This is a genomic window from Nonomuraea sp. NPDC049028 (assembly GCF_043197735.1).
In the GTDB taxonomy this organism is placed as follows: domain Bacteria; phylum Actinomycetota; class Actinomycetes; order Streptosporangiales; family Streptosporangiaceae; genus Nonomuraea.
Genome location: NZ_JBICTR010000001.1, coordinates 161,914 through 186,411, shown reverse-complemented (window position 1 = coordinate 186,411; position 24,498 = coordinate 161,914). Strand labels below are relative to the sequence as shown.

Sequence of the window (24,498 nt, the reverse complement as noted above, 5' to 3'; positions counted from 1 at the left end):
CCTCATGAGCGTGCGCACCATTGGCGTCGTGATGAACGGCGTCACCGGCCGGATGGGTTACCGCCAGCATCTGGTCCGATCGGTCCTGGCCATCAACGAGCAGGGTGGGGTCGTCCTCTCCGACGGCAGCCGGGTCAAGCTCAGGCCGGTCCTGGTGGGCAGGAGCGCGGACAAGCTTTCCCGGATCGCCGCCGAGCACCACATCTCCCGCTACACCACGGACCTCGACTCGGCTCTGTCCGACGACGACAACCTCATCTACTTCGACGCCCAGGTCACCAGCGCCAGGGTGAAGGCGGTGCTCAAGGCCATCGAGGCCGGCAAGCACATCTACGCCGAGAAGCCCACGGCCGAGTCCGTCCAGGAGGCGGTCGCGCTGGCGGAGGCGGCCAAGGCCAAGGGCGTCAAGAACGGCGTGGTGCAGGACAAGCTGTTCCTGCCGGGCCTGCTCAAGCTGAAGCGGCTCATCGACAGCGGCTTCTTCGGCCAGATCCTCTCGGTCCGGGGCGAGTTCGGCTACTGGGTGTTCGAGGGCGACTGGCAGGAGGCCCAGCGGCCGTCGTGGAACTACCGGGCCGAGGACGGCGGCGGCATCGTGCTCGACATGTTCCCGCACTGGCACTACGTGATGGAGAACCTGTTCGGCCGCGTCGAGTCCGTCTACGCCAAGGCCGTGACGCACGTTCCCCAGCGGGTCGACGAGCAGGGCAAGGCCTACGCGGCCACCGCCGACGACGCCGCGTACGGCATCTTCGAGCTGGCCGGCGGCGTGATCGCCCAGATCAACTCCTCCTGGACCGTCCGCGTCAACCGCGACGAGCTGGTGGAGTTCCAGGTGGACGGCACGCACGGCAGCGCGGTCGCGGGCCTGCGCAACTGCCGCTTCCAGCACCGCGCCGCCACGCCCAAGCCGGTCTGGAACCCCGACCTGCCCGCCACGGCCCGCTTCCGCGAGGGCTGGCAGGACGTGCCGGACAACGCCGACTTCGACAACGGCTTCAAGATCCAGTGGGAGGGGTTCATCCGCCACGTGTGCGAGGACGCGCCGTTCCCGAACGACTTCGCCTCGGGCGCGCGCGGCGTGCAGCTGGCCGAGCTGGGCCTGCGCTCCTCGGCCGAGGGCCGCCGGATCGAGGTGCCGCACCTGTGATCATCGACCTGCCCGGCGGCGCGTACACGCTGCGTGAGCCCGTGACCTGGCCCGTCGTCGACGCTCCGGCGTCGAGCCGGGTCGTGTACGCGGCCGCGCACGTGGTGGCCGACCCGCTCGGCGACAACACGCCCGGCTCGCCCGCCGCCGTCGACTGGGACGCCACGCTCCGGTTCCGCCGGCACCTCTGGTCGTACGGCCTGCGCGTCGCCGACGCCATGGACACCGCCCAGCGCAACATGGGCCTGGACTGGGCCGCCACCAAGGAGCTCATCCGGCGCAGCGCCGCCGAGGCCCGCTCGTTCGGCGACCCCGCCGCGCTGGTGGCCTGCGGCGCGGGCACCGACCACGCCCCCGAAGCCGCCGACCTGGGCGCGATCACCGCCGCCTATACCGAGCAGCTGGAGACCGTGCAGGCCGCCGGCGCCGGGGTGATCATCATGGCCTCGCGGCAGCTCGCGCGGGTGGCGAGCGGGCCCAAGGACTACCACCAGGTGTACGGAGAGCTGCTCGGGCTGGCCGACCGGCCGGTGATCCTGCACTGGCTCGGCCAGATGTTCGACCCGCAGCTGGCCGGATACTGGGGCTCCGCCGATGTGGCGGCGGCCACGGAGTCGTTCCTGGAACTGATCCACGCGCACGCCTCGAAGGTGGACGGCGTGAAGGTGTCGCTGCTCGACGAGGAGCACGAGGTGGGACTGCGGGCCGCGCTGCCCGCCGGCGTCAGGCTGTACACCGGCGACGACTTCAACTATCCGTCGTTGATCAAGTCGGGGTCGCACGCGCTGCTGGGCATCTTCGACGCGATCGCGCCGGCGGCGGCCGCGGCCCTGCGGGCGCTGGACGCCGCCGAACAGAGCACCGGCGCGGAGGCCGCCCGAAATCTCGCACTTTACGATGAGATCTTGGCGCCGACCGTGCCGCTGTCCCGGAAGATCTTCGAGACGCCGACGTACAACTACAAGACCGGCATCGTCTTCCTGGCCTGGCTGAACGGCCACCAGGACGCGTTCGCCATGGTGAACGGCGCCCAGTCGGCCCGCTCGCTGGTCCACCTGTCGGAGGTCTTCCGCCTGGCCGACCAGGCCGGGCTGCTGGCCGACCAGGAGCTGGCCGTACGGAAGATGAAGGCGCTGCTGGAGGTGAACGGGCTGTGAGCCTCTCCCTGAACCAGCGGACGACCAAACGGTGGTCGGTGGCGGAGGCCGTCGAGGGCTGCGTACGGCACGGTCTGGAGGCCGTGGGGCTGTGGCGTGAGGAGGTGGCGGAGCAGGGGCTGGCCGAGAGCGTCAAGCTGGTCCGCGACGCCGGGCTGCGCGTGTCGTCGCTCTGCCGTGGCGGCTTCCTGACCACCCCCGCCGACCCGGGTTCCGGCACGAGCGGCCAGGCATCAGGCGGGACGGCTCGTCGGGCGGCGCTCGACGACAACCGGCGGGCCATCGACGAGGCCGCCGAGCTGGGGGCGGCCTGCCTGGTCATGGTCGTCGGCGGCCTGCCGGGCGTGCGGCCCGGCGAACCGCTGCCGGGTGAGCCGCTACCGGTCGTGCGGCCGGGTGAACCGCTGCCGGCCGACCCCGACGGCGCGGGGCGGCCCTTCTCGCGTGATCTGGCCGGGGCCCGTGAGCAGGTGGCCGAGGCGCTGGAGGTGCTGGCCCCGTACGCCGGTGAGCGGGGCGTCAAGCTGGCGCTGGAGCCGCTGCATCCGATGTACTGCGCCGACCGGGCCGTCCTGTCGACGCTGGCCCAGGCGGTCGACCTGTGCCTGCCGTATCCGGAGGAGCAGGTGGGGGTGGTGGTCGACACCTTCCACGTGTGGTGGGACCCGCGGCTGTTCGAGGAGATCGCCAGGGCCGGCAGCCGGATCGCGTCGTACCAGGTGTGCGACTACCTGCAGCCGCTGCCGGCGGACGTGCTGCTGGGGCGCGGGATGATGGGCGACGGGGTGATCGACTTTCCGCCGATCACCCGCGCTGTCGCCGCGGCCGGCTACACCGGGGACGTCGAAGTGGAGATCTTCAACGCCGACGTCTGGGCCGCCGACCCGGACGAGATCGTGGCCACCATGAAGCACCGCTACGCCCAGGTGGTGTCCGCCTGACCCGGCCGGGCGTCCTGTGCCGCCCCTCCTGACCGCGACCGGGTCAGGCCGGGCTGGCGGCCGGTTCGTCCCGTGCCGCGGCTTCGTCAGCCGGGTCCGGCTCGGCCTCGGAGATCGTCACCGTGCCCGCGGCTCCGTTCACGGTGATCTCCTGGCCGGTGACGATGCGGTGGGTGGCGTCCGGGACGCCGGCCACCGCCGGGATGCCGTACTCGCGGGCCACCACCGCGCCGTGCGACATGGCGCCGCCCATCTCCATCACCAGCCCGCCCGCCGTGAGGAACAGCGGCGTCCAGCCGGGGTCGGTCGACGGGCAGACCAGGATCTCCCCCGGCTCCAGGTGCGCCCCGACCGGGTCGAGCACCACCCTGGCGCGGCCGGTGACCGTACCGGCGGAGGCGGCGCTGCCGATCAGCGCGCCCGCCGCGGCGGGGGCCGCCAGGGCCTCGGGCTCGGTGCCGTCCGACAGCATGATCCTCGGCACGTGCCTGCGGCGTGACTCCCGCTCGTAGGCCGCCCGCCGCTCGATCACCGTGGTACGCAGGTCGCCCCCGTCCAGGGCCGACCGCGCCTCCTCGATCCGCAGGTAGAACACGTCGTCCGCCGCGTCCAGCACGCCGGTGGTCACCAGGTGCTCGCCGACGACCAGCAGACTCCGCCGGATCGCGGCCAGGGTCTTCACCAGGTAGAACTTCGGCATCTCGCGTACCCCGGCGAACATCCGGGTCCGCCGCAGCCCGAACCGGACGACAGCCCCCCGGAGCGCGCCCTTGCGGCGAGCAGTCGCCACGATCCGCGCGACAGCCGCCTCGGCCTCGGCCGCTCCCCTGGCGAACAGCGCGTGGGGCGCGAGGTCGGCGCCGCCCTCCATACGCAGGTAGTTGGCCAGGACGCCCAGGATGTGCGTCGGGTCCTCCGACCAGCGGGCGACGCCCAGGTCGATCTCGGCGATGCCGCGATGCCCGTACTTATCCAGAAAAGCAGTGATCCCCTGCTGGGCCTTCGGGGGCAGTTCGCCGGCCTTGAAGCGGCGTACGAGCTCGCTCACCGGCTCGTTCCTGAACGGTTCCGGCTCGATGTGCGTCGCCAGCGCCCAGAGTTCGAGGTCCATCTCGGTGGTCGGGTTGTTGGGGACGCTGCGGAGTACGTCCTGCATGTCGCTCATGGACAGGCCGGAGAGCTTCGCGGCCAGCCCGAACAGCCCATAACCGGCGATCGCGATCGGCATGAGCGAGACGATCGCCGGGAACGCGGTGCTGAGCATCCGCTCCGCGTGGTCGAGCCGCTGGACGGGCGTGGCGGAGCCGGGCACCCGCAGCCGCCGGTCCAGCTCGTCGCCCATCCGCCTGGTGTAGGCGATCGCCCGATCGGGCCGGGTCAGCGCCTGGAGCAGCCGCTTCGGGGCGTGTACGCGGCGGGCGAAGTGCGCCACCGCGCGGAAGAACGGCCGGCGCGAGGTCTGGATCACCGAGAACCGGGGCTCCTCGAACAGGTCCGTCAGCACCGCCCCGGCCCTGGCCTCGCCCATCAGCAGGGCGCGCGGCATGATCGCCCGGCCCATGCGGCTGCGCAGGGCCGTGGTGAGGTCCAGCCAGACGCGCTGACCCGCCTCGAACATGAACGCCGCCCCATCACGCGCCCTGGCCGGACCGTAGCCGAACACCCCGGCGGCACCCGAGCTGAGCAGCTGGAACGCGGACAGCCCCATCGGGGTAAGCGGCCCCATGACGCCCTGGGCGACGTTGATGGAGAAGTAGACCCGCAGGCCCTGCCTGGTGGTCTCGGGCAGCGGGTAGAGCGTGGTGATCGGCCTGGCCTGAGTGAGCCAGAGCGCGCCGTCGGCGTCGATGGCCCACTCGGTGTCCTGCGGCGCGCCGTAGTGGTCCTCGACGCGGGTGCCGAGCGCGGCCAGGTCGCGTACCTGCTCGTCGGTCAGGCAGAAGCCGTCATGGGCGGACTCGACGCGTTCCGTGCCGCCGCCGGGCAGGGCGCGGATCGTCAGCCGCTTGTCGCCCGCGTGCCGGTCGAGGATCTCACCGCTCGCCGCGTCGACGACGAACCGGTCAGGGTTGACGGCGCCGGAGACCACGGCCTCGCCGAGCCCGGGGTTCGCGTCGATGACGGCCTCGTGCCTGCGTCCGGTGAGCGGGTTCGCGGTGAACAGTACGCCGGCCGTCCGCGCGTCGACCATGACCTGGACGACCACCGCCAGCCGTACGGAGGCGTGGTCGATGCCGTTGGAGTCGCGGTAGGCGACGGCGCGGTCGGTCCAGAGCGAGGCCCAGCAGCGGCGTACGGCGTCGAGCACGTCGTCGGCGCCGACGACGTTGAGGTAGGTGTCCTGCTGACCGGCGAAACTGGCGAACGGCAGGTCCTCCGCCGTGGCCGAGGACCGCACCGCGACCGGCGCCGCGTCATGGTGCACGGTCTGGCTCAGTGTGGTGTACGCCTCGCGGATCGACCGCGCGACGGCCTCGGGGATCGGGGCCCCCAGCAGCCGGGTCCTGGCGGCCTCCGCGAGGCCCGGGCCGCCGGTCGCGATGACGTCGTCCAGGCCCGCCGCCTGCGCCACCTCGTGGTACGCCTCGGTGGTGAGCGCCCAGCCGGGCGGGACGGGGAGCCCGGCCCGGGTCAGCTCACCGAGGTTGGCCGCCTTGCCACCGACTTCGGCCAGCATGCCGCCGTCGATGTCGGAAAAGTTTAGTGCCGTGTTCATCGGGCGCACCCCCACCGTTCAGCGTCTCGCTATGAGTGTCACGCTTTACGGCAAAGAATTCAACACTTGATGAACAGTGGCGTCGCTCACACCTCCAGCGGCACACCGTCGAGGCCCCAGGCGGGGTCGGGCTCGATGCCGAGCAGGGCCAGCGCGGTCGGGCCGACGTCCACGAGCCTCGGACCGCCGAGGCCGGAACCGCCCAGGTTCACGCCGCCGCCCAGGCGGGCGGCGATGACGAAGACCGTTCGCTCCTCGATGGAGGTGCCGCCGTGGCCGCCCTCGTCGACGTGACCGTGGTCGGTGGTGACCAGCACGGTCCAGCGCTCGCCGGCGAACGTCGGCCTGTCCCGGATCGCGTCGAGGAAGCGGCCGAGGTAGGCGTCCTGGGTGTGCAGCGCCTCGGTGTATTCGGGGCAGTGCGGGCCGAGGTCATGGGCCACCTCGTCGGTCTCGCCCAGGTAGACGAAGGTGAGGTCGGCGCCGGTGCTCGCGAGGTGGTTCTCGGCGGCCTCGGTCACCTGCTTGTCGGCGGTCGGCCAGGTGATCGCGTAGCCGTCCAGGGCGAGGCGGGTGCCGATGGCCGGCCCGAACACGCCGTGGTCCGCCAGCGCCGCCCAGGAGAAGAACGCCGCGGTGGTCAGGTCGGGGCGGGCCGTGTTGGCGCGCGTCAAGAAGTCCGGATATTTCGCGAATTGGGGGTCGGTGAATGCGTTGTCCACAACGCCGTGCTTGTCGGGCCACACCCCGGTGGCGATGGACGACCACCCCGGCCCGGAATCGGTCCGCGACCTGATGACCCGGCTGAAGGAGACCTGGTCCGAAGCGGCACCGCTAGAGGAGATCTCCCCCGAAGTGGCGGCGTCCTCGCCCGAAGCGGCGGTGCCCTCTGGGACGATCTCGCCGGGGGACTCGGTCCGGGGGGCGGCGGCCTCGCCGTACGGGAGCAGGCTCGTCCCGTACGCACCCGCCGACATCAGCCCGCTCAGCACTGGCGGCTCCAGCGCGACCAAGCGGTCGAAGCGCAGGCCATCCATGCCGACCACCAGCACCTTGGCCCTCACTGAGCCCCTGGCTGGATCCCTCACCGGGTCGCTCGTCACTGGCTACTCCCTCCTAAAACGCCGCACCCACTCGGCGGCCCCAGGCAGTATCTCCTCCACCGGTGCGACCTGGGGATACCAGGTGCGCTCCCACTCCAGCGACACCCACCCGGAGTAGCCCCACGAGCGCAGCAGCTCACCGCACTCGTCCAGCGGCACCGTGCCGGTCCACATCGGCACCGGCGTGGTGTCCTGGGCGGAGACCGCGTCCTTGACCTGGACGTAGGCGAGGTGCGGGCCGAGAAGCGCCAATGTGTCGGCCGGGGACTCGCCGTGGCGCCAAGGGTGGAGGAGGTCCCAGAGCGCGCCGGTGGTCTCCGGGCAGGCCGCCTCGTCGAGCAGCCGCGCGACGGCCGCGCCGGTGGCCATCTGGTCGTGCGTCTCGACGAGCACCCGCAGACCGAGTCCGGCGGCCGTGGCGGAGACCGCTTTGAGCCTGCGCGCTCCGATGGAAGGGTCGTCGCCGCGCGGGAACACCCGGACGCCCGGGGCGCCCAAGTCGGCCGCGAGCGTCAGGTCCGCGACGAGCGCCTCGACGACGGGCTCGTCCGGGCCCGGCTCGCATACGCCGACATATCCGGCGAGCGCCGATATTTCCAGACCTGCGGCTTCGACCCGCTGCCGCACCGACGACCGCTCATCCGCCGACAGACCCCGGTGTACGCCAGTGTCGGGGTGCAACCGCAGTTCCAGACCCTGGCAACCCTGCGCGGTCGCCACCTCGATCGCCCTGTCGAGCCCATCGCCCGGCATCCCGAGCGTGCTGACCGCCAGTTTCATCGCGTGCCCTCCCGAGCGACCGTCCCGCCTGTGCGGCGCCTCCCCTTCGGAAGCGCCCCCTATCCACGCCCTGTACGGCGAAGCTCAGCGCAGCGCCCGTACGCTCTCGCGCAAAACCACCTCACCCGGCACCTGCTCCACCGTCGGCTCCTCCTCCGCCGCCAAGGCCAGTTCGAGGGCGCGGGCGCCCATGTCCTGCAGCGGCAGCCGTACCGTGGTCAGCGCGGGCACCTGGTCGCGCAGCGTCGCGATGTCGTCGAAGCCGGCCACCGACACATCGTCCGGCACCCGGATCCCCCGCTCGCGGTAGGCGGCGAGCGCCCCCACGGCCATCACGTCGTTGACGGCGAACACGCACGTCGCGTCCCCCGTCTCCTGGGCCGCCCGGTAGCCGCCGTCGCGGTCGAAGGGTCCCTCGATGACGCGCGGCTCCGGCAGGCCGAGCTCGGCCAGCGCCGACACGAACCCGGCGCAGCGGTCGCGGGCGGTCATCAGGCGCGGCGGCCCCGCCAGTACGGCGAAGCGGGTGTGGCCCAGCCCGGCCAGCGAGCGGGCCAGGGCGGCGGCGCCCTCGTGGTTGGCGGGCGCGACCGTGTCGACGCCGAGCAGGTCCTGGCCCACGCACGCGGCCCGCCCGCCGCTGGCCCGGTAGCGGTCCAGCTCGGCGCGGAGCCGTTCGGTGACCTCAGGGTCGGCGACGCGGGAGCCGACCAGCAGCACGGCGCGTACGCGCTGGGCGTTGAGCGTCGCCACGTAGGCGATCTCCTGCTCGGGGTCGCGGTGCGTGGTGCCCACCATGACCAGCAGACCCTCGCCGGCCGCGGCCCGCATCGCGCCGTCGGCCAGCGCCGCGAAGTAGGGGTCGGTCAGGTCGTGGACCACGATGCCGATGACGTTGCTCGCCCCGCGGGCCAGTGTCTGCGCCGCGATGTTGGCGCGGTAGCCCAGCTCGTACGCGGCTCGCTCGACGCGGGCCCGCAGGTCGGCGCCCACCTGGCGGGTGCTGCCGTTGAGCACCCGCGAGGCGGTGGCGAGTGAGACGCCCGCCTGCTTGGCGACGTCTTCCAGCGTGACCACGAGACCTCCCGGAAAGCGGTTTCCCAGTGTGCCAGACCGGCACCTGGGTCCGCATCCTTACACGTCTCGGGGCCGGCGCGACAGGAAGTCACCGCCGAAGGACTTCATCCCCACGGGAACAGGATGTCGAACAGGCCCTTCTTGGTCTCCGTCGGAGCCGGCACCGGAGCCTGCGTCTGGACCGCCTGCGTCGGCTGGCTGGTCTCCTGCTTGGCCGGGTCCTGCGTCGGCTGCTTCTGGGTGGTGCCGGTGTCCGTGTCCTTGATCGTGTCCTGCGTCGCCCTGGTGGCCCGGGTGCTCGGCTTGGCGGTCGGCTCGCCGATGCGCGTGCGGGTGGCCCGCGGAGAGGGGGTACGGGTGGGACGCACCCGGGCGGCGGTCGGCGACGGGGCGGCGGTGGCCGACGCGGTCGGCTCCGGGGAGTCCGATTCCGTGGGGTCGGTGGCCTCCTCCTCCGTGTCAGTCGGCTCCGAGTCCGTGGGAGAGGCGGCCGGCGCGCTCACCTGCTCGGCGCTGGCGCACTTCCCGCTCTGGCACGGGTCGTCGGAGGACGTACCGGTCAGCATCCAGCCGGCCCCCGCGCCGAGCACGACGACCGCGACGGCCGCCATGAGCAGCACCTTGGTACGGCGGCGCACCTCCTTGTCGCCCTCGGCCTGGTGACCGCCCCCTTGGGAGCCGTCGGTCCAGCCGGAGCCGAGGAAGCCGCGCTTGGGCTCCGCGGACTCGTCATCGTCGTAGGAGGACCCGTAGCTCTTGTCGAGCGGGAGGTAGGCGTCACTCGGCTGGTCACCGGTGTAAAGCGGCCCGCTCGGCGCGTCACCCGTGTAAAGCGGCCCACTCTGGGCGTCACCCGTGTAGAGCGGCTCGCCGGTGTCACCGGAGTAGAGCGGCTCCCTCTGCGCATCGCCCGGGTAAAGCGGCCCACTGGCCGAGTCACCGCTGTAGAGCGGCCCACTGGGCGCGTCACCGGCATACAGCTGGTCGCCACCCGTGTAAAGCGAATCCCCGTAAAGGGGACCGCTGGCCGGGTCACCCGTGTACAGCTCACCCTCGGCACCTGTCGCGCGGTGCTGCCCCTCGGACGGCGGGATGTACAACTCGGGCGCGCCGTTGTCCGGCGGGAGGATGTAGGTCTCATTGCCCGAGACCACAATGGCCGGCTGTTCGTCGGTGTCGTCCGTGCTCCAGCGCGGAGACAGAACGTCGCCGGTCAGCTCCGGGTTCGCCGACCTGCCCTGCCCATCCTCATATGGCCTGTCGTTCTCGTCGCGCGCCACGATGGAACCTCTCTAATACGAATCTGGACCGCGACCCTTCCTAACAGACTTCTCCACCACTTGTCCGGAAATTTCACAGGATGCTCATAAATAAGCTGGTGTCACAACTCTGATCCCCCGTTTCGGCGGACCCCCCGAGGGGTATGCCTGAAGGTTGCCTGCACATGACCACGCACCTGCTCCAGCCCTATACGCACGGTAACGGGACACGGCCCACCTAAAGCCAGCAAAGGCCGCGCATGACGGCGCTGATCTCGGTCAGGACCGGAGTTTCGGTCCAATCGAGGACTCCATCCAAAAGACCGAAATTCAGCGCGCAGTCACGCGCAGTGACGAGATCATGACCCCCATGACTGAGCTCGCGCCCCTCCCGGCGAGCCCGCCCAGGACGCCGCAGCCGGCGCTCAGCAGGCTCTCCGTCGGCCGCGGGTGGGCGGTGACGCCGCCGCTCGGCTGTACGGGCGCCACGCCCGCTCCGCGAGCACGGGCCTGTACGGCTTCGCCGACGTGATGAGCCGGGCCACCGAGGCGCCGGCGGGTTCGGCGGCGGGCACGGGCCTCGTCCGCAGCGTGGTTACTGACCAGTAGCATAGGCGCGGTAACTGCCGAGCAACGAGGAGCGAATCCGTGCCTTCCTCTCGTGACGTCGTGTTCGTCGACGGCGTACGCACACCTTTCGGCCGGTCCGGGCCCAAGGGCATGTACGCGGAGACCCGCGCGGACGACCTGGTCGTCCGTGTCATCCGCGAGCTGATCCGGCGCAACCCGGGGCTGCCCCCGGAGCGCGTGGACGAGGTCGCGATCGCCGCGACCACCCAGATCGGCGACCAAGGCCTGACCATCGGCCGCTCGGCGGCGGTGCTGGCCGGGCTGCCCAAGACCGTGCCCGGCTACGCGATCGACCGCATGTGCGCGGGCGCGATGACCGCGGTGACCACGGTCGCGGGCGGCATCGCGTTCGGCGCGTACGACGTGGCCATCGCGGGCGGTGTCGAGCACATGGGCCGTCACCCGATGGGCGAGGGCGTCGACCCGAACCCGAGGTTCCTGTCCGAGCGCCTCGTCGACCCGAGCGCCCTGGTCATGGGCATGACGGCCGAGAACCTGCACGACCGCTTCCCCACGATCACCAAGGACCGTGCCGACGCCTACGCGGTGCTGTCGCAGGAGAAGGTGGCCAAGGCGTACGCCGACGGCCGGATCCAGCCCGATCTGGTCCCCACGGCGATCAGGACGGCCGAGCGGGGCTGGGGCCTGGCGGTCGAGGACGAGGCGCCGCGCCCCGGCACCACGCTGGACGGGCTGGGCGCGCTCAAGACGCCGTTCCGCGCCCACGGCAACGTCACGGCGGGCAACTCCTCGGGCATCAACGACGGGGCCACCGGCTGCGTCGTGGCCGCCGCCGAGACGGCCTCCGAGCTGGGCCTGGCGCCGAAGATGCGGCTGGTCTCCTACGCCTTCGCCGGAGTGGACCCCGAGGTGATGGGCGTGGGCCCGATCCCGTCCACCGAGCGGGCGCTCCGCCTGGCAAATCTCGATATTTCCGATATCGGGCTGTTCGAGATCAACGAGGCTTTCGCCGTACAGGTGCTGGCCTTCCTGGAGCACTTCGGCATCGCCGACGACGACCCGCGGGTGAACCCCTACGGCGGCGCGATCGCCTTCGGCCACCCGCTGGCCTCCTCGGGCGTGCGGCTGATGACGCAGCTCGCGCGGCAGTTCGGCGAGCGCCCCGACGTTCGCTACGGCATCACCACCATGTGCGTCGGCATGGGCATGGGCGGCACCGTGATCTGGGAGAACCTGGCATGAGCAACCTCGACACCTGGCGCTCGCTGCTGACCGAGCGCGACACCGGCGAAGTCGTCACCAAGGCCCTGGTCCGCGACGTCGAACTGCCCGGCGGGGCCGGCACGATGGCGCTCATCACCCTCGACAACGGCTTCGACCACACCAAGCCCAACACCTTCGGCCCGCACGGGCTGTTCGCGCTGAACGGCGCCCTGTCCGAGATCGCCGCCCGCACCGACCTGGCCGCCGTGGGCGTGACGGGCAAGCCGTTCGTCTTCGCGGTCGGCGCCGACCTCAAGGGCGCGGCGACCATGGCCTCGCGCGAGGAGGCGCGGGCCATCGGCGCGCTGGGGCACCACGTGTTCCGCCGCCTGAGCGAGCTGCCGATCCCGTCGTTCGCGTTCGTCAACGGCGCGGCGATGGGCGGCGGCCTGGAGGTGGCCCTCCACTGCACCTACCGGACGATCTCCTCGGGCGTCCCGGCCATCGCGCTACCCGAGTGCTTCCTCGGGCTGGTACCGGGCTGGGGCGGTACGCAGCTGCTGCCGCACCTGATCGGCCCGGCCCGCGCGCTCAAGCTGATCATCGAGAACCCGCTCTCGCAGAACCGGATGCTCAAGGGTGCCCAGGCGTTCGAGCTGGGCGTCGCCGACGCGATGTTCGAGCCGGCCGACTTCCTGGAGGAGTCGCTGCGCTGGGCCGCCCGGGTGCTCACCGGCGACACCGTCGTGGCACGCGATTCGCACGCCGACGATGACTGGGACAAGGCGGTCGCCGACGCGCGTTTCCTGGTCGACATGAAGCTGCGCGGCGCCTCCCCCGCGCCCTATCGGGCGCTCGACCTGGTCGCCCTGGCCCGTACGGCCACGCGCGACGAGGGCTTCGCCGCCGAGGACGAGGCGCTGACCGACCTGCTGATGGGTGACGAGCTGCGGGCCGGGCTCTACGCCTTCGACCTGGTGCAGCGGCGGGCCAAGCGCCCGGCGGGCGCCCCCGACGCCGCGCTGGCCCGCAAGGTGACCAAGGTCGGCGTGGTGGGCGCGGGGCTGATGGCCTCGCAGATGGCGCTGCTGTTCGCCCGCCGCCTGGAGGTGCCGGTCGTACTGACCGACCTCGACGAGAGCAGGCTCGGCAAGGGCGTGGGGCACGTGCACGCCGAGGTCGACAAGCTGCTCGCCAAGGGCCGTGTCTCGGCCGACCAGGCCAACCGGCTCAAGGGGCTGGTGACCGGCTCGCTGACCAAGGACGCCTTCGCCGACGCCGACTTCGTCATCGAGGCGGTCTTCGAGGAGATGGCCGTCAAGCGGCAGGTGTTCGCGGAGGTGGAGGCGGTGGTCTCGGCCGACTGCGTGCTCGCGACCAACACCTCCTCGCTCTCGCTGGCCGAGATGGGCGCCGCGCTGGAGCGTCCGGAGCGGCTGGTCGGGTTCCACTTCTTCAACCCGGTCGCGGTGATGCCGCTGCTGGAGATCGTCAAGGCGCCCGCGACCGACGACGCGACGCTGGCCACCGCATTCGCCGTGGGCCGGTCGCTGAAGAAGTCGTCGGTGCTGGTGAAGGACGCTCCGGCGTTCGTGGTCAACCGGCTGCTCACCCGCTTCATGGGCGAGGTGATCGCCGCGGTCGACGAGGGCACGCCGCTGGAGGTCGCCGAACACTCGCTCGACGACCTCGGGCTGCCGATGACGCCGTTCGCGCTGCTCCAGCTCGTGGGGCCGGCCGTCGGCCTGCACGTGGCCGAGACCCTGCACGCGGCCTTCCCCGAGCGCTTCGGCGTCTCGGCGAACATGGCCAAGCTGGTCGCCTCCGGCAAGCCGGGCGTCTATCTGCCCGACTTCTCGCTCGACCCCGAGGCGGTGGCGCTGTTCGCGGGCGGCTCGGCGCCGTCCACCGCCGCCGACGTACGGCTGCGCGTGCTGCGGGCGCTGGCCGAGGAGATCCAGATCATGCTGGACGAAGGCGTGGTCGCGGCGGCGCAGGACATCGACCTGTGCATGATCCTCGGCGCGGGCTGGCCGTTCCATCTGGGCGGGATCACCCCGTACTTGGACAGGTCGGGTCTGGCCCGGCCGCGCTTCCTCCCGCCCGGCACCGCCTCCGTGCCCGCCTGAGACGGGCCGGCTTGACCGAATCTTGGGAGGCCCGTCCGGCGGGCCTCCCAAAGTCCGGCCGTCCGTCACGTAGCGTGTTCGCCGCGCTACGAACGGAGAAGATCCATGATGAGAGCAATCGGCACGATCGCGTTGTGCGGAGTCGCGCTGGCGACGGCGACCCCCGCGCTCGCCGAAACGGCCCCCAAGTCGACGCTGAAGATCGTTGTCGTGGTGGACGACCTGCCGAAGGGGGCCACCCTCACCTGTGACCCCGACGGCGGCAGCCACCCCACCCCCGCCGCGGCCTGCGACCTGCTGCGGAAGGTCAAGGGCGACCCGAGCAAGCTGAACGTGGTGCCCAATCCGGTGTGCACCGACGAGTACCAGCCGCACACCGTCGTGGTGGTGGGCAAGTGGCGCGGGACGTCGCTGCGATGGACTTACATCTTCTCCAACTCCTGCCGGATGAAGGCGGCGGGCGGAGCGGTCTTCACCGTCAGACCGCCGGCCGCCTGACCGCCGAGGGGTGGGCGCCCCGGGCGCCTACCCCTTCGGGCCGGTCACCTGGACCCGGCTGTGGCGGTAGCCGTAGGCGAAGTAGAGCACGGCACCGATGATCAGCCACACCAGGAATCGCAGCCACGTCTCGACCGGCAGGTTGAGCATCAGGTAGAGGCAGGCCAGCACCGACAGGGTCGGCAGCAGCGGCACCATCGGCGTACGGAAGGCCCGGTGCAGATCCGGCTGTGTCCGACGCAGCACGATCACACCTGCCGAGACCACCACGAACGCGAAGAGCGTCCCGATGTTCACCAGCTCGGCCAGCGCGCTGAGCGAGATGAACCCGGACAGCACCGTGGTGACCAGCCCGATGATGATCGTCAGCCGGGCCGGCGTGCCGAACCTGGGGTGGACCTTCGCCAGCGCGACCGGCAGCAGCCCGTCGCGGCACATGGCGAACAGCACCCGGCTCTGCCCCAGCATGAGGATCATCACCACGGTGGTCAGGCCGGCGATCGCGCCGATGCTGATCAGCGTGGCCGCCCAGGACTGCCCGACCGCGGTGAAGGCGTCGGCGAGCGGCGCCTTCTCACTCAGCTTGTCGTAGCGCTGCATGCCGACCACGACCAGCGACACCGCGACGTACAGGACGGTGCAGATGGCCAGGGAGCCGATGATGCCGCGCGGCAGGTCGCGCTGTGGCTTGATGGTCTCCTCGGCGGCGGTGGCGACGATGTCGAAGCCGATGAAGGCGAAGAACACGATCGCGGCGGCCGAGAAGATGCCGATCACGCCGAAGGCGACGGGCGTGATGCCGAACAGCACCTGGATCAGCGGCGCCTTCAGCCCCTCGACCCCCGGCGTGGACACCGGCGGCGGGATGAACGGCGAGTAGTTGGCCGTGTTGATGAAGAACAGCCCGGCCACGATGACGAGCAGGATCACCGCCACCTTGATGGTGACGATGACCAGGTTGACCCGCGACGACAGCTTGATCCCGGCGGTCAGAACGCCGGTGAGGATCAGCACGATGACCATCGCGGGCAGGTTGATCACGGGGTGCTCCCCCGCCATCCAGCCGGGCAGCTGGAGGCCCAGCGAGGACATCAGCGACGCGAAGTAGCCCGACCAGCCGACGGCGACCACCGCCCCGGCCAGCGCCATCTCCAGCATCAGGTCCCAGCCGATGACCCAGGCCGGGAACTCGCCCAGCGTGGCCAGCGAGAAGGTGTAGGCGGATCCGGCCACGGGGATCGACGAGGCGAACTCCGCGTAGCACAGCGCCGCCAGACCGCAGACGACGGCGGCCACGATGAAGGAGAGCGCCACCGCCGGACCGGCCGTCTCCTTGGCCACGCGGCCGGTGAGGACGAAGATGCCGGTGCCGACGATGACGCCGATGCCGAAGACGGTGAGGTCGACGGCGGTCAGTCGCTTTCGCAGCCGATGCTCGGGGGCTTCGGTGTCGAGGATCGACTGCTCGACGCTCTTGGTGCGAAAGATGTCCACACTCAGCGTCTTCCCAAACCCCCGGTTGATCATCCCTACACGGGCTGTGACCAGGGCGATCAGCGTGGCGCGGACTGGCTCTCGATGGGGCTGCTCCGCTTGGCGATCGCCTCGGTGATCTCGCGCGCCAGGTCCTGGCCGGTCAGCCCGACCTGGCCGAGGATCGCGGCCCGCTTGGCATGGTCGAGGAAGCGCTGCGGGATGCCGTAGCCGCGTACGGGCACATCCACGTCGGCGTCGCGCAGCAGGCGGGACACCGCGTCGCCGACGCCGCCCACGCGGCCGTTGTCCTCGACGACCGCGACCAGCTTGTGGGCGCTCGCGGCGGCCACGAGCGCCTCGTCGAGCGGCTTGACCCAGCGCGGGTCGACCACGGTCGCCGAGATGCCCTGCGCGTCGAGCAGGAGGGCGGCGTCCATGCAGATCCGCGCCATCGGGCCGACGCCCACCAGCAGCACGTCGGGCTCGCCCGCGCGCAGCACGTCCATCGTGCCCAGCTTGCCGACGGCCTCGATCGGCTCGGCGACCGGGCCCTTGGGGAAGCGCAGCACGGTCGGGCCGTCGGAGACCTCCACGGCCTCGCCGAGCAGCTCGGTCAGCCGCTCGCCGTCGCGCGGCACGGCGATCTTCAGGCCGGGGACGACCTGCAGGATCGACAGGTCCCACATGCCGTTGTGGCTGGCGCCGTCGTCGCCGGTGACGCCCGCCCGGTCGAGCACCACGGTGACGGGCAGCCGGTGCAGGGCCACGTCCATGAGCAGCTGGTCGAAGGCCCGGTTGAGGAAGGTCGCGTAGACGGCCACGACCGGGTGCATGCCGCCCAGCGCCAGCCCGGCCGCGCTGGTCAGGGCGTGCTGCTCGGCGATGCCGACGTCGTAGATGCGCTCGGGGTATGCCTCGGCGAAGGCGGCCAGGCCGGTCGGGTGGAGCATCGCGGCGGTGATGGCGACCAGGTCCTCGCGGTCCTTGCCGAGCCTGACCAGCTCCTCGCTGAACACGTTGGTCCAGATGCGGCCCTTGGGCTTCTCCGCGCCGGTGGCCCGGTCGAAGGCGCCGGGCGAGTGGAACTGGTCCTCGTCGTGGTTCTCGGCCGGTGAGTAGCCGCGGCCCTTCTGGGTGAGGGCGTGCACGATGACCGGGCCGCGGAAGTCGCGGGCCTTGCGCAGCGCCGCCTCCATGGCCTGCTCGTCGTGGCCGTCGATCGGCCCGACGTATTTCAGGCCGAGGTCCTCGAACATGACCTGCGGGGCCAGGACGTCCTTGACGCCCTTCTTGATGCCGTGGAGCGCGTCGTAGAGCACGGGAACGTTCCCGATCTTGTCTTTGACGTACTCGAGCATGTCCTCGTAGCGGCGGTTGACCCGCAGCGAGGACAGGTGGGAGGCCAGGCCGCCGATCGTCGGCGAGTAGGAGCGGCCGTTGTCGTTGACGACGATGACCAGCCGCAGGTCCTTGCCCGCCGCGATGTTGTTGAGCGCCTCCCAGGCCATGCCGCCGGTCAGCGCGCCGTCACCGATCACCGCGATGGCCGTGCGGTCGTGCTCGCCGCGCAGCTTGAACGCCTTGGCCAGGCCGTCGGCGTAGGACAGCGCGGTGGAGGCGTGGGAGTTCTCGACGAAGTCGTGCTCGGACTCGGCCTGGCTCGGGTAGCCGGACAGGCCGCCCTCCTGCTTCAGCGCGCCGAAGCCCGCGGCCCGGCCGGTGAGCAATTTATGAACATACGACTGATGCCCGGTGTCCCAGACGATCGGGTCGTTCGGCGAGTCGAAGACGCGGTGCAGGGCGATGGTGAGCTCCACCACACCGAGGTTGGGGCCGAGATGGCCGCCGAAGCGGGCGCAGCAGTCGACGAGCAGGTCACGGATCTCCGCCGCTAGCTGCGGCAGCTCCTCTGCATCCAGGCGTTTGACGTCGTGTGGTCCCTTTACCGAGCCCAGCAACCCGCTCACGGATGCGATCCCCTCTGCTCCTGTGCGCTAACCCGATCGAGTCTAGTTCGTGCCTGCCTTGCTGACTCCATCGAGCTCCATAGAGTCAAATCCACCCACATATGTCCGATCTTGACCTAGTCTTTCCTTCACTATGAACACTCTCCCCATGAAGAAGCTGTCGTCCCTTGTGGCCACAGGCGCGGTTATCGCGCTGGCCGGCGCGGGAACGGCGACAGCCGATGTCAAGCCTGTTTCCGCAGGTCAGCAGGTCGTCCAGCCAGCCGCTCAGCAGGCGGCGCCCCCTCGCGGCAAGGCCGCCGCGACGGCCAGCCCGCTGTACCGGACGGGACGGCTCGCCGGCTCCAACTGTTCGCCCGGCAACCTGCCCAAGGGCAGCACGACGGCTTACAAGCGCTTCCTCTCGACCGTGACGAACTGCCTGAACCGCTCCTGGGCCACCCAGTTCCGCAAGGCCGGCCTCTCCTTCAGCAAGCCGCGGCTGCGCATCATCACCAAGAAGGTCCGCACGCCTTGCGGCCCGTGGAGCGCGGGTGCCGACGGCATCTACTGCTCGACCGACCGCACGATGTACATGCTGATCACCAAGACTCAGCTGCGCCAGCCGTTCGCGCTGGGCATCACCCGGCTGATGGCCCACGAGTACGGCCACCACGTGCAGAACATGTCGGGCATATGGAACTACTACTGGGCCGCCAGGAACGCCAGCGGCAGGTCCGGCCAGCTCGCGCTCTCGCGCCGGTCGGAGCTGCAGGCGGAGTGCTTCTCCTCGGTCTTCATGCGCACGGTCGAGGGCACGCTGCCCGTCGACTCGGGTGAGTGGGACTACACCGTCAACTGGTTCCGTAAGAACGGCGCCAAGGGCTGGCCGCAGAACGACCACGGCCGGGGCCCGTCGCAGGCGTACTGGATGAACCGCGGCTACGGCTCGGCGTCCCCCGGCTCCTGCAACACCTGGGCCGCGTCGGCGCGTACCGTCGCCTAGTTCTTTCTCCCGTAGTTCTTTCTCCCGCTCTGATGCGGCCGCGCCCTACGGCGCGGCCGCATTGCGCTTTCCGGACAAAGCACAGGTCTCGCGAACAGGGCCCGACCTAGTGGTCTAGTATCCGCGATCGTGCGTATACCCCTTATCGCCGCATCTGTCGGCATGGTCGTGGGTTTGGCCCTATCTGGCACGGCCAACGCGGAGACCACGGCCCCGCAGGTCGCGCAGATCGCGCCGCCCGCCGTACTGGCCAAGAACAAGATCTATCGGTCCGGCACCCCGTCGCCGCAGTCGTGCGCGATCCCCGCGATCCGCAAGGGCAGCGCCGCCTCACTCAAGACCTTCCACCGGGCCATGGCCAGGTGCGCCAACACCTTCTGGGCCACCAGGTTCAAGGCCGCCGGGCTGCGTTACAGCCCTCCGAAGATCGCCATCACGACCGGCAGCGGGTCGGTCTGCGGCAAGATCACCAGCAACGGCGCCCAGTACTGCCCGGCGCAGCGGACGATCGCCATCCGGATCATGAAGCGGGACCTGCAGGACCCGTTCCGGATGAACATCGCGCACTCCGTCGCCCACGAGTGGGGCCACCACGTGCAGCAGCTCAGCGGCATGTTGGACGAGCAGAACAGGCTCTACTGGAGAGCCGGAGGCAGCGCGCGCACGATACTCAGCCACCGCCTGGAGATGCAGGCCGAGTGCTTCGCCGGCGTCTTCTACAGCTCCACCCTCGACTCCATCGACCCGGGCATCACCTGGGACGAGTGGACCGACGCCGTGAGCAGGGCCGGGGAGAGCAAGGTCCACGGCAAGCCGGCCAACCTCGCCTACTGGCAGGACCGCGGCTACAGCGGCGGATCGGCCCGGTACTGCAACACCTGGACCGCGCAGAAGAGCCGGGTCTCCTAGGCGTTGGCCCTGGCCAGCACTTCCAGCGGGTCCGCGAGCACGTGGGCGAAGGCCAGTTCGGCCGCGCCCACGAGCGTCGCGTCGTCGGCCAGGGCCGAGGTGCGCAGCCGCAGCTTCTCCCGCTGCGGCGCCATCGCGTGCAGCGTCAGCCTGGTGCGTACCTGAGCGGCCGCGCCGAGATAGATCTCCCGTAGCATCCCGCCGAAGATGACCATCTCCGGGTTGAAGATGTTGACCAGGTTGGCGACGCCCAGGCCGAGCCAGTCGCCGACCTTCTTGAGCGCCTCCTGGGCCACGATGTCGCCCCGGTCGGCGGCGTCGACCACGGCGCGCACCGCGTCCCTGCCGTGCTGCTCGCCGGCCAGCCGGCCGGCGGTCTCCAGCAGGGCCCGCTCCCCCACCTCGGCCTCCAGGCAGCCGTGCGAACCGCAGCCGCAGGCCCGCCCGCCGGGGTTGACGACCATGTGGCCGACCTCGCCGCCGTAGCCGTCGTGACCGCCCAGCAGGTGACCGCCCGCGATGATCCCGCCGCCGATGCCGACGTCTCCGTGCAGGTAGATCAGGTCCCGGACGGCGGCCCCGACGCCGCGGCTGTGCTCGGCCAGCGCGGCCAGGTTGGCGTCGTTGCCCACGCTCACGGGCAGGCCCAGGCCCAGCCTGCGACCAAGTTCCTCACCGAACGGCACCTCCTCGGTGCCGAGGTTCGGGCCGAACCTGATCATGCCGTCGCCCTTGCGCACCCCGCCGGCGACCGCCGCGGCCGCGCCGACGCAGACCGTGTCGGCCCTGGTCTTGCGCCGCATCTGCCGGGCGAAGCCGGCCAGGATCCCGGCCAGCTCCTCCAGCTCGAACGGGCCGCGCAGGCGTACGGCCTCCCTGCGGTCGAGGATCACCCCGCCCAGCCCGACGCGCGCGACGGCCAGCCGGTCCGGGCCCACATCGAAGGCGAACACGTAGACCCGCGCCGACTCGGGACGCACCACGAGCGAGGGGCGGCCCGCGCGGCCGGTCTCGCGCGGCAGCTCCTCGCGTACCAGGCCGGCCGCCGTGAGGTCGGAGGTGAGCGCCATGATCGTGCTGCGGTTGAGGCCCATCTTCGACGTCAGCTCGGCGCGCGAGGTCGGCCCGCCCAGATGGACGTGCCGCAACAGGGCGCCGAGGTTGTGACGCCTGATGTCCTCCTGGGAGGGACCGGCACGCATCGTCTGGGCTTCCTTAAAGGGGTGAGAGTCGCTGATCACCTTAGACCAGCGGCTGCCGCCCGCTTGCGCGCCAGAGCGTCGACACCCGCGGCCAGGAGCAGAACGAACCCCGTGACCAGGTATTTCACACTCGCACCGTACCCCATCAGGCCCATGCCGTTCTCGATCACCGCGACCACGGCGCCGCCGAGTATCGCGTCGAGGACCCGCCCCTTCCCGCCGAACAGGCTGGTGCCGCCGATGACCGCGGCGCCGACCGCGTACAGCAGCACGGAGCTGCCGCCGGTGTTCGGGTCGACCGAGCTGGCCCGGGAGGCGGCGACGATGCCGCCGACGGCGGCCATCGCGGAGCAGATCACGAACGCGCTGATCCTGATCCGGTCGACGCCGATGCCGGCTCTGCGGGAGGCCTCCGCGTTCCCGCCGACCGCGTAGATGTGCCGGCCGAACGCGGTACGGCGGAGCACGAACGTCCACGCGACCAGCAGCACGAGGATCACCGGCACCACGATCGGCACGCCCATGAGCGAGCTGATGGCCGGGTTGCGGGAGCGCTCGAGGTTGAGCACGTAGACGACGACGCCCCCGATGATCGCCAGCGCGCCCACGCGGGCGGCGATCAGCGAGAGCGGGTCGGCCACCAGCCCGCGCTTCGACCGCCGGCCGGCCCTGAGGAGCTGGAGGGCGGCGTAGCCCGCCACGCAGGCCGCGAAGAGCGCCCAGCCCAGCCAGACCGGCAGGTTCTTGTTGGCGATGGCGACGATGACGGGATCCCGGATCGAGATGTTCGTCCCCTCGTCGACCAGCACCAGGACCAGCCCCTGGAAGGCGAGGAAGGCGGCCAGCGTCACCACGAAGGACGGTATGCCCACCTTGGCCACCAGCGTGCCGAGCACGGTGCCGATGACGATGCCGGTGAGTATCGCCGCCCCCACGCAGACGTACCAGGGCAGGCCCATGTTGGTGAGCGTCACCGCGAGCACCGCCGCGCAGACGCCGCTGGCGAAACCGGCCGACAGGTCGATCTCGCCGAGCAGCAGCACGAACACCAGGCCCATCGCGATCACCGTGACCGCGGCGCCCTGGGTGAACAGGTTCGCGATGTTGATCGCCGTGAGGAAGGCGGGACGTGCGATGGCGAAGACGGTGCAGAGCACCAGCAGGCCGAGTACGGCCGGCAGCGCGCCCATGTCGCCGCCGCGTACCCGCTCGATGTAGGCGGTGACGCTGTGCCCGATCGACGGCGACTGCTTCGCGGTGACGATCGCCTCGCCGGGGAGTTCCTTGACCTTGTTCATTGCGCGATCCCCAGGTCTCCGCTCCGGCCGGATGTGATCAGTTCGACGACCTGCGCGTGCGTCACGTCGGCGGTCCTGACCTGCGCGGCCATCCTGCCGAGATAGAGCGCCGCGATCTGGTCGGAGACGGCGAAGACGTCGTTCAGGTTGTGCGAGATGAGGACGACGGCCAGGCCGGTGTCGGCGAGTCGCCGGACCAGCTCCAGCACCTGCGCGGTCTGGGCGACGCCGAGGGCGGCCGTCGGCTCGTCGAGGATGACGACCTTGCTGTTCCACAGGACGGCCTTGGCGATGGCCACCGTCTGGCGCTGACCGCCGGACAGGCTGGACACCTGCTGCCTGATGGACTTCACCGTACGGACGGACAGTCCGTCGAGTGTCTGTGTGGCCAGTTCCTCCATCGACGCCTCGTCGAGCACGAGCCCGCTGCGGCGTTCCCTGCCGAGGAACATGTTCTGGACGATGTCGAGGTTGTCGCAGAGTGCGAGATCCTGGTAGACGATCTCGATACCCAGCTCACCGGCGTCACGCGGGCCGTGCACCTGGACGGGGCGGCCGTCGAAGAGGATGTCGCCCCCGTCGATCGGGTAGATGCCGCCGATGCACTTGACCAGCGTCGACTTGCCCGCGCCGTTGTCGCCGACCAGGGCCGTCACCTCGCCGGGGTTGGCGGCGAAGGTGACGTCATGCAGGACCTGTACCGGGCCGAAGCTCTTGTCTATCCCGCGCACTTCGAGCAGGGGGGTCATGAGGCTCCCTTGGGGAGGGGTACGGCCGCCCTCTTAGGTCGCGGCCGTACCCGGTTCCGCTTTCTTCCTTTTCCTACTGAATTCCGGCCGAGGTGCACTTGGCGGCGAAGTCGCCGGTGCACAGCTCCTCCTTGGTCACGTAACCGTCCGCCACGACATCCTTGACGTTGTCGAGGTAGATCGGCTGCGGGTCGAGCAGCTCGGACGGCACGTCCTGGTTGCTCTGCGGGTCCTTGACGCTGCCGCTCGCCGTGGGCTTCTCACCCTTGGCCAGCGCGACCGCGAGCTTGGCCGCCGCGTCGGCCTCCTTCTTGACGGCCTTGTAGACGGTCATGCACTGGTCGCCGACCAGGATGTTCTGCAGACCCTGGACCGTGGCGTCCTGGCCGGTCACCGGGACCTTGCCGTTGAGGTTGTTCTTCTTCAGCACCGTGATGGCGGCGTTGCCGAGACCGTCGTTGGCGGCCAGCACGCCGGCGATCTTCGGCGCGCTCGTCAGCATCTGCTCGAAGATGGTGCCGGCCTGGGCGTTGTCCCAGTCGGGCACGGACTGGTCGGGGCCCTTGACGTAGTCGCCCGAGTCGTACTTGGGCTTGAGCACGCCGTCGTACCCGGCCTTGAAGAGGGTGGCGTTGTTGTCGGTCGGCGAGCCGTTGAGCTCGGCGATGATCGGCTTACTGGCCTTCTTGTCGGTCAGGCACTTGACCAGGCCCTCGCCCTGCAGGGTGCCGACCTTGGTGTTGTCGAAGCTCACGTAGTAGGCGGCACCGCCACCCAGCGTCAGCCGGTCGTAGTCGATGGTCGCCACGCCCTGGGACTTGGCCTTGTCGATGACCGTCTTGCCGGTGCCGCTGTCGAGGTTGACGATCATCAGCACGGTGGCGCCGTTGGTGATCATCTGGTCGGCGATGGTCTGGAAGGCCGTCTTGTCGTTCTGGGCGTTCTGGATGTCGTAGGCCACCCCGGCGGCCTTGAACGCCTCTTCCAGGTACTTGCGGTCCGCCGTCTCCCAGCGGGCCGAGGACTTGCTGTCGGGCAGGATGACGCCGATCTTGCCGGCCTTCTGCGAGCTCTGCGTGCTCTGCGCGGAAGACGTGGACGAGGTCGGACCGCTGTTGCCCCCGCAGGCGGTGAGACCGAGGGCTAGAACGGCGGCCGCGGCGGTCAGGCTGAGGATCCCCTTGCGCATAGTGCAGGGTCCTTTCTTCCGGAGGGCCCGGATGAATGTTGTTTGCGGCAACGTATTCCGGGACGGCCTGCTTTGGAAGACCTACGAAGGGGGGAGTTTGTTGTTGCGGATAACAATCT

At 70.5% G+C, this 24,498-nt stretch carries 20 protein-coding genes; 9 read left to right on the top strand and 11 right to left on the bottom strand.

Going from position 1 to position 24,498, the window contains the following annotated elements; genetic code table 11:
- Window positions 1-4 precede the first annotated feature (4 nt).
- From ACGFJ2_RS00825 to ACGFJ2_RS00815, 3 genes are read left to right on the top strand one after another with little or no spacing between them, the layout of a single operon-like run.
- Window positions 5-1,150, top strand: coding sequence for a Gfo/Idh/MocA family oxidoreductase (locus ACGFJ2_RS00825; RefSeq protein ID WP_357940976.1), 1,146 nt, complete (start codon window positions 5-7; stop codon window positions 1,148-1,150).
- Window positions 1,147-2,307, top strand: coding sequence for a dihydrodipicolinate synthase family protein (locus tag ACGFJ2_RS00820; protein WP_393463379.1), 1,161 nt, complete (start codon window positions 1,147-1,149; stop codon window positions 2,305-2,307). Before ACGFJ2_RS00825 ends, ACGFJ2_RS00820 begins: the two co-directional genes overlap by 4 nt.
- Entirely contained in the window at window positions 2,304-3,248 is a 945-nt protein-coding gene (locus ACGFJ2_RS00815; RefSeq protein ID WP_393463377.1) for a sugar phosphate isomerase/epimerase family protein, read from the top strand. Before ACGFJ2_RS00820 ends, ACGFJ2_RS00815 begins: the two co-directional genes overlap by 4 nt.
- A 43-nt stretch (window positions 3,249-3,291) precedes the next feature.
- On the opposite strand, the gene ACGFJ2_RS00810 is transcribed toward ACGFJ2_RS00815, so the two are convergent.
- The 5 genes from ACGFJ2_RS00810 to ACGFJ2_RS00790 all read right to left on the bottom strand — a co-directional run bounded on the left by ACGFJ2_RS00810 (window position 3,292) and on the right by ACGFJ2_RS00790 (window position 10,204).
- Window positions 3,292-5,964: a PEP/pyruvate-binding domain-containing protein gene (locus tag ACGFJ2_RS00810; RefSeq protein WP_393463375.1), complete on the bottom strand. Its 2,673-nt coding sequence runs from the start codon at window positions 5,962-5,964 to the stop codon at window positions 3,292-3,294.
- 86 nt (window positions 5,965-6,050) lie between these two features.
- Complete coding sequence (locus ACGFJ2_RS00805; RefSeq protein WP_393463373.1) at window positions 6,051-7,028, bottom strand: alkaline phosphatase family protein; 978 nt, start codon at window positions 7,026-7,028, stop codon at window positions 6,051-6,053.
- Between the two features lie 42 nt (window positions 7,029-7,070).
- Window positions 7,071-7,847 carry a sugar phosphate isomerase/epimerase family protein gene (locus tag ACGFJ2_RS00800; protein ID WP_357940966.1) on the bottom strand — a complete coding sequence of 259 codons (777 nt, stop codon included), beginning with the start codon at window positions 7,845-7,847 and terminating at the stop codon, window positions 7,071-7,073.
- A gap of 84 nt (window positions 7,848-7,931) precedes the next feature.
- Window positions 7,932-8,924, bottom strand: a complete 993-nt coding sequence (locus tag ACGFJ2_RS00795; protein ID WP_357940964.1) for a LacI family DNA-binding transcriptional regulator — start codon at window positions 8,922-8,924, stop codon at window positions 7,932-7,934.
- Window positions 8,925-9,028: 104 nt separating this feature from the next.
- Window positions 9,029-10,204 carry a hypothetical protein gene (locus ACGFJ2_RS00790; protein WP_393463371.1) on the bottom strand — a complete coding sequence of 392 codons (1,176 nt, stop codon included), beginning with the start codon at window positions 10,202-10,204 and terminating at the stop codon, window positions 9,029-9,031.
- A gap of 349 nt (window positions 10,205-10,553) precedes the next feature.
- Here ACGFJ2_RS00790 and ACGFJ2_RS00785 point away from each other — a divergent pair, with 349 nt between their 5' ends.
- The 4 genes from ACGFJ2_RS00785 (at window position 10,554) to ACGFJ2_RS00770 (ending at window position 14,604) form a co-directional block, all read left to right on the top strand.
- Entirely contained in the window at window positions 10,554-10,715 is a 162-nt protein-coding gene (locus tag ACGFJ2_RS00785) for a hypothetical protein (RefSeq protein WP_358175272.1), read from the top strand.
- Between the two features lie 137 nt (window positions 10,716-10,852).
- A complete protein-coding gene (locus tag ACGFJ2_RS00780; protein ID WP_393465255.1) occupies window positions 10,853-12,016 on the top strand; it encodes a thiolase family protein in 1,164 nt (387 codons plus the stop codon).
- A complete protein-coding gene (locus ACGFJ2_RS00775) occupies window positions 12,013-14,106 on the top strand; it encodes a 3-hydroxyacyl-CoA dehydrogenase NAD-binding domain-containing protein (RefSeq protein ID WP_393463369.1) in 2,094 nt (697 codons plus the stop codon). Before ACGFJ2_RS00780 ends, ACGFJ2_RS00775 begins: the two co-directional genes overlap by 4 nt.
- A gap of 105 nt (window positions 14,107-14,211) precedes the next feature.
- Entirely contained in the window at window positions 14,212-14,604 is a 393-nt protein-coding gene (locus tag ACGFJ2_RS00770) for an SSI family serine proteinase inhibitor (protein ID WP_393463367.1), read from the top strand.
- A gap of 27 nt (window positions 14,605-14,631) precedes the next feature.
- Here the strand turns inward: ACGFJ2_RS00770 and ACGFJ2_RS00765 are convergent, their stop codons facing one another.
- Both ACGFJ2_RS00765 and dxs read right to left on the bottom strand, forming a co-directional pair.
- Entirely contained in the window at window positions 14,632-16,098 is a 1,467-nt protein-coding gene (locus ACGFJ2_RS00765) for an amino acid permease (protein WP_393463365.1), read from the bottom strand.
- Window positions 16,099-16,157: 59 nt separating this feature from the next.
- On the bottom strand, window positions 16,158-18,038 hold the full coding sequence (dxs, locus tag ACGFJ2_RS00760; RefSeq protein ID WP_357941487.1) for a 1-deoxy-D-xylulose-5-phosphate synthase: 1,881 nt from the start codon (window positions 18,036-18,038) through the stop codon (window positions 16,158-16,160).
- Window positions 18,039-18,195: 157 nt separating this feature from the next.
- On the opposite strand from dxs, the gene ACGFJ2_RS00755 reads away from it, so the two are divergent.
- Together ACGFJ2_RS00755 and ACGFJ2_RS00750 are read left to right on the top strand one after the other, a co-directional pair.
- The gene (locus tag ACGFJ2_RS00755) at window positions 18,196-19,032 is read left to right on the top strand and encodes a neutral zinc metallopeptidase (RefSeq protein ID WP_357940950.1); all 837 of its coding nucleotides are present in this window, start codon (window positions 18,196-18,198) and stop codon (window positions 19,030-19,032) included.
- A gap of 129 nt (window positions 19,033-19,161) precedes the next feature.
- Window positions 19,162-19,941, top strand: a complete 780-nt coding sequence (locus ACGFJ2_RS00750) for a neutral zinc metallopeptidase (protein ID WP_357940948.1) — start codon at window positions 19,162-19,164, stop codon at window positions 19,939-19,941.
- Here ACGFJ2_RS00750 and ACGFJ2_RS00745 read toward each other — a convergent pair.
- The 4 genes from ACGFJ2_RS00745 to ACGFJ2_RS00730 all read right to left on the bottom strand — a co-directional run bounded on the left by ACGFJ2_RS00745 (window position 19,938) and on the right by ACGFJ2_RS00730 (window position 24,379).
- Window positions 19,938-21,143, bottom strand: a complete 1,206-nt coding sequence (locus ACGFJ2_RS00745; RefSeq protein ID WP_357940946.1) for an ROK family transcriptional regulator — start codon at window positions 21,141-21,143, stop codon at window positions 19,938-19,940. The two genes, ACGFJ2_RS00750 and ACGFJ2_RS00745, sit on opposite strands and share 4 nt — an antisense overlap.
- A gap of 35 nt (window positions 21,144-21,178) precedes the next feature.
- Complete coding sequence (locus tag ACGFJ2_RS00740; RefSeq protein ID WP_357940944.1) at window positions 21,179-22,441, bottom strand: ABC transporter permease; 1,263 nt, start codon at window positions 22,439-22,441, stop codon at window positions 21,179-21,181.
- Complete coding sequence (locus tag ACGFJ2_RS00735) at window positions 22,438-23,190, bottom strand: ATP-binding cassette domain-containing protein (protein WP_357940942.1); 753 nt, start codon at window positions 23,188-23,190, stop codon at window positions 22,438-22,440. Before ACGFJ2_RS00735 ends, ACGFJ2_RS00740 begins: the two co-directional genes overlap by 4 nt.
- Before the next feature lie 73 nt (window positions 23,191-23,263).
- Window positions 23,264-24,379 (bottom strand): substrate-binding domain-containing protein, encoded by a 1,116-nt coding sequence (locus ACGFJ2_RS00730; RefSeq protein ID WP_357642521.1) that lies wholly within the window; start codon window positions 24,377-24,379, stop codon window positions 23,264-23,266.
- Window positions 24,380-24,498 lie beyond the last annotated feature (119 nt).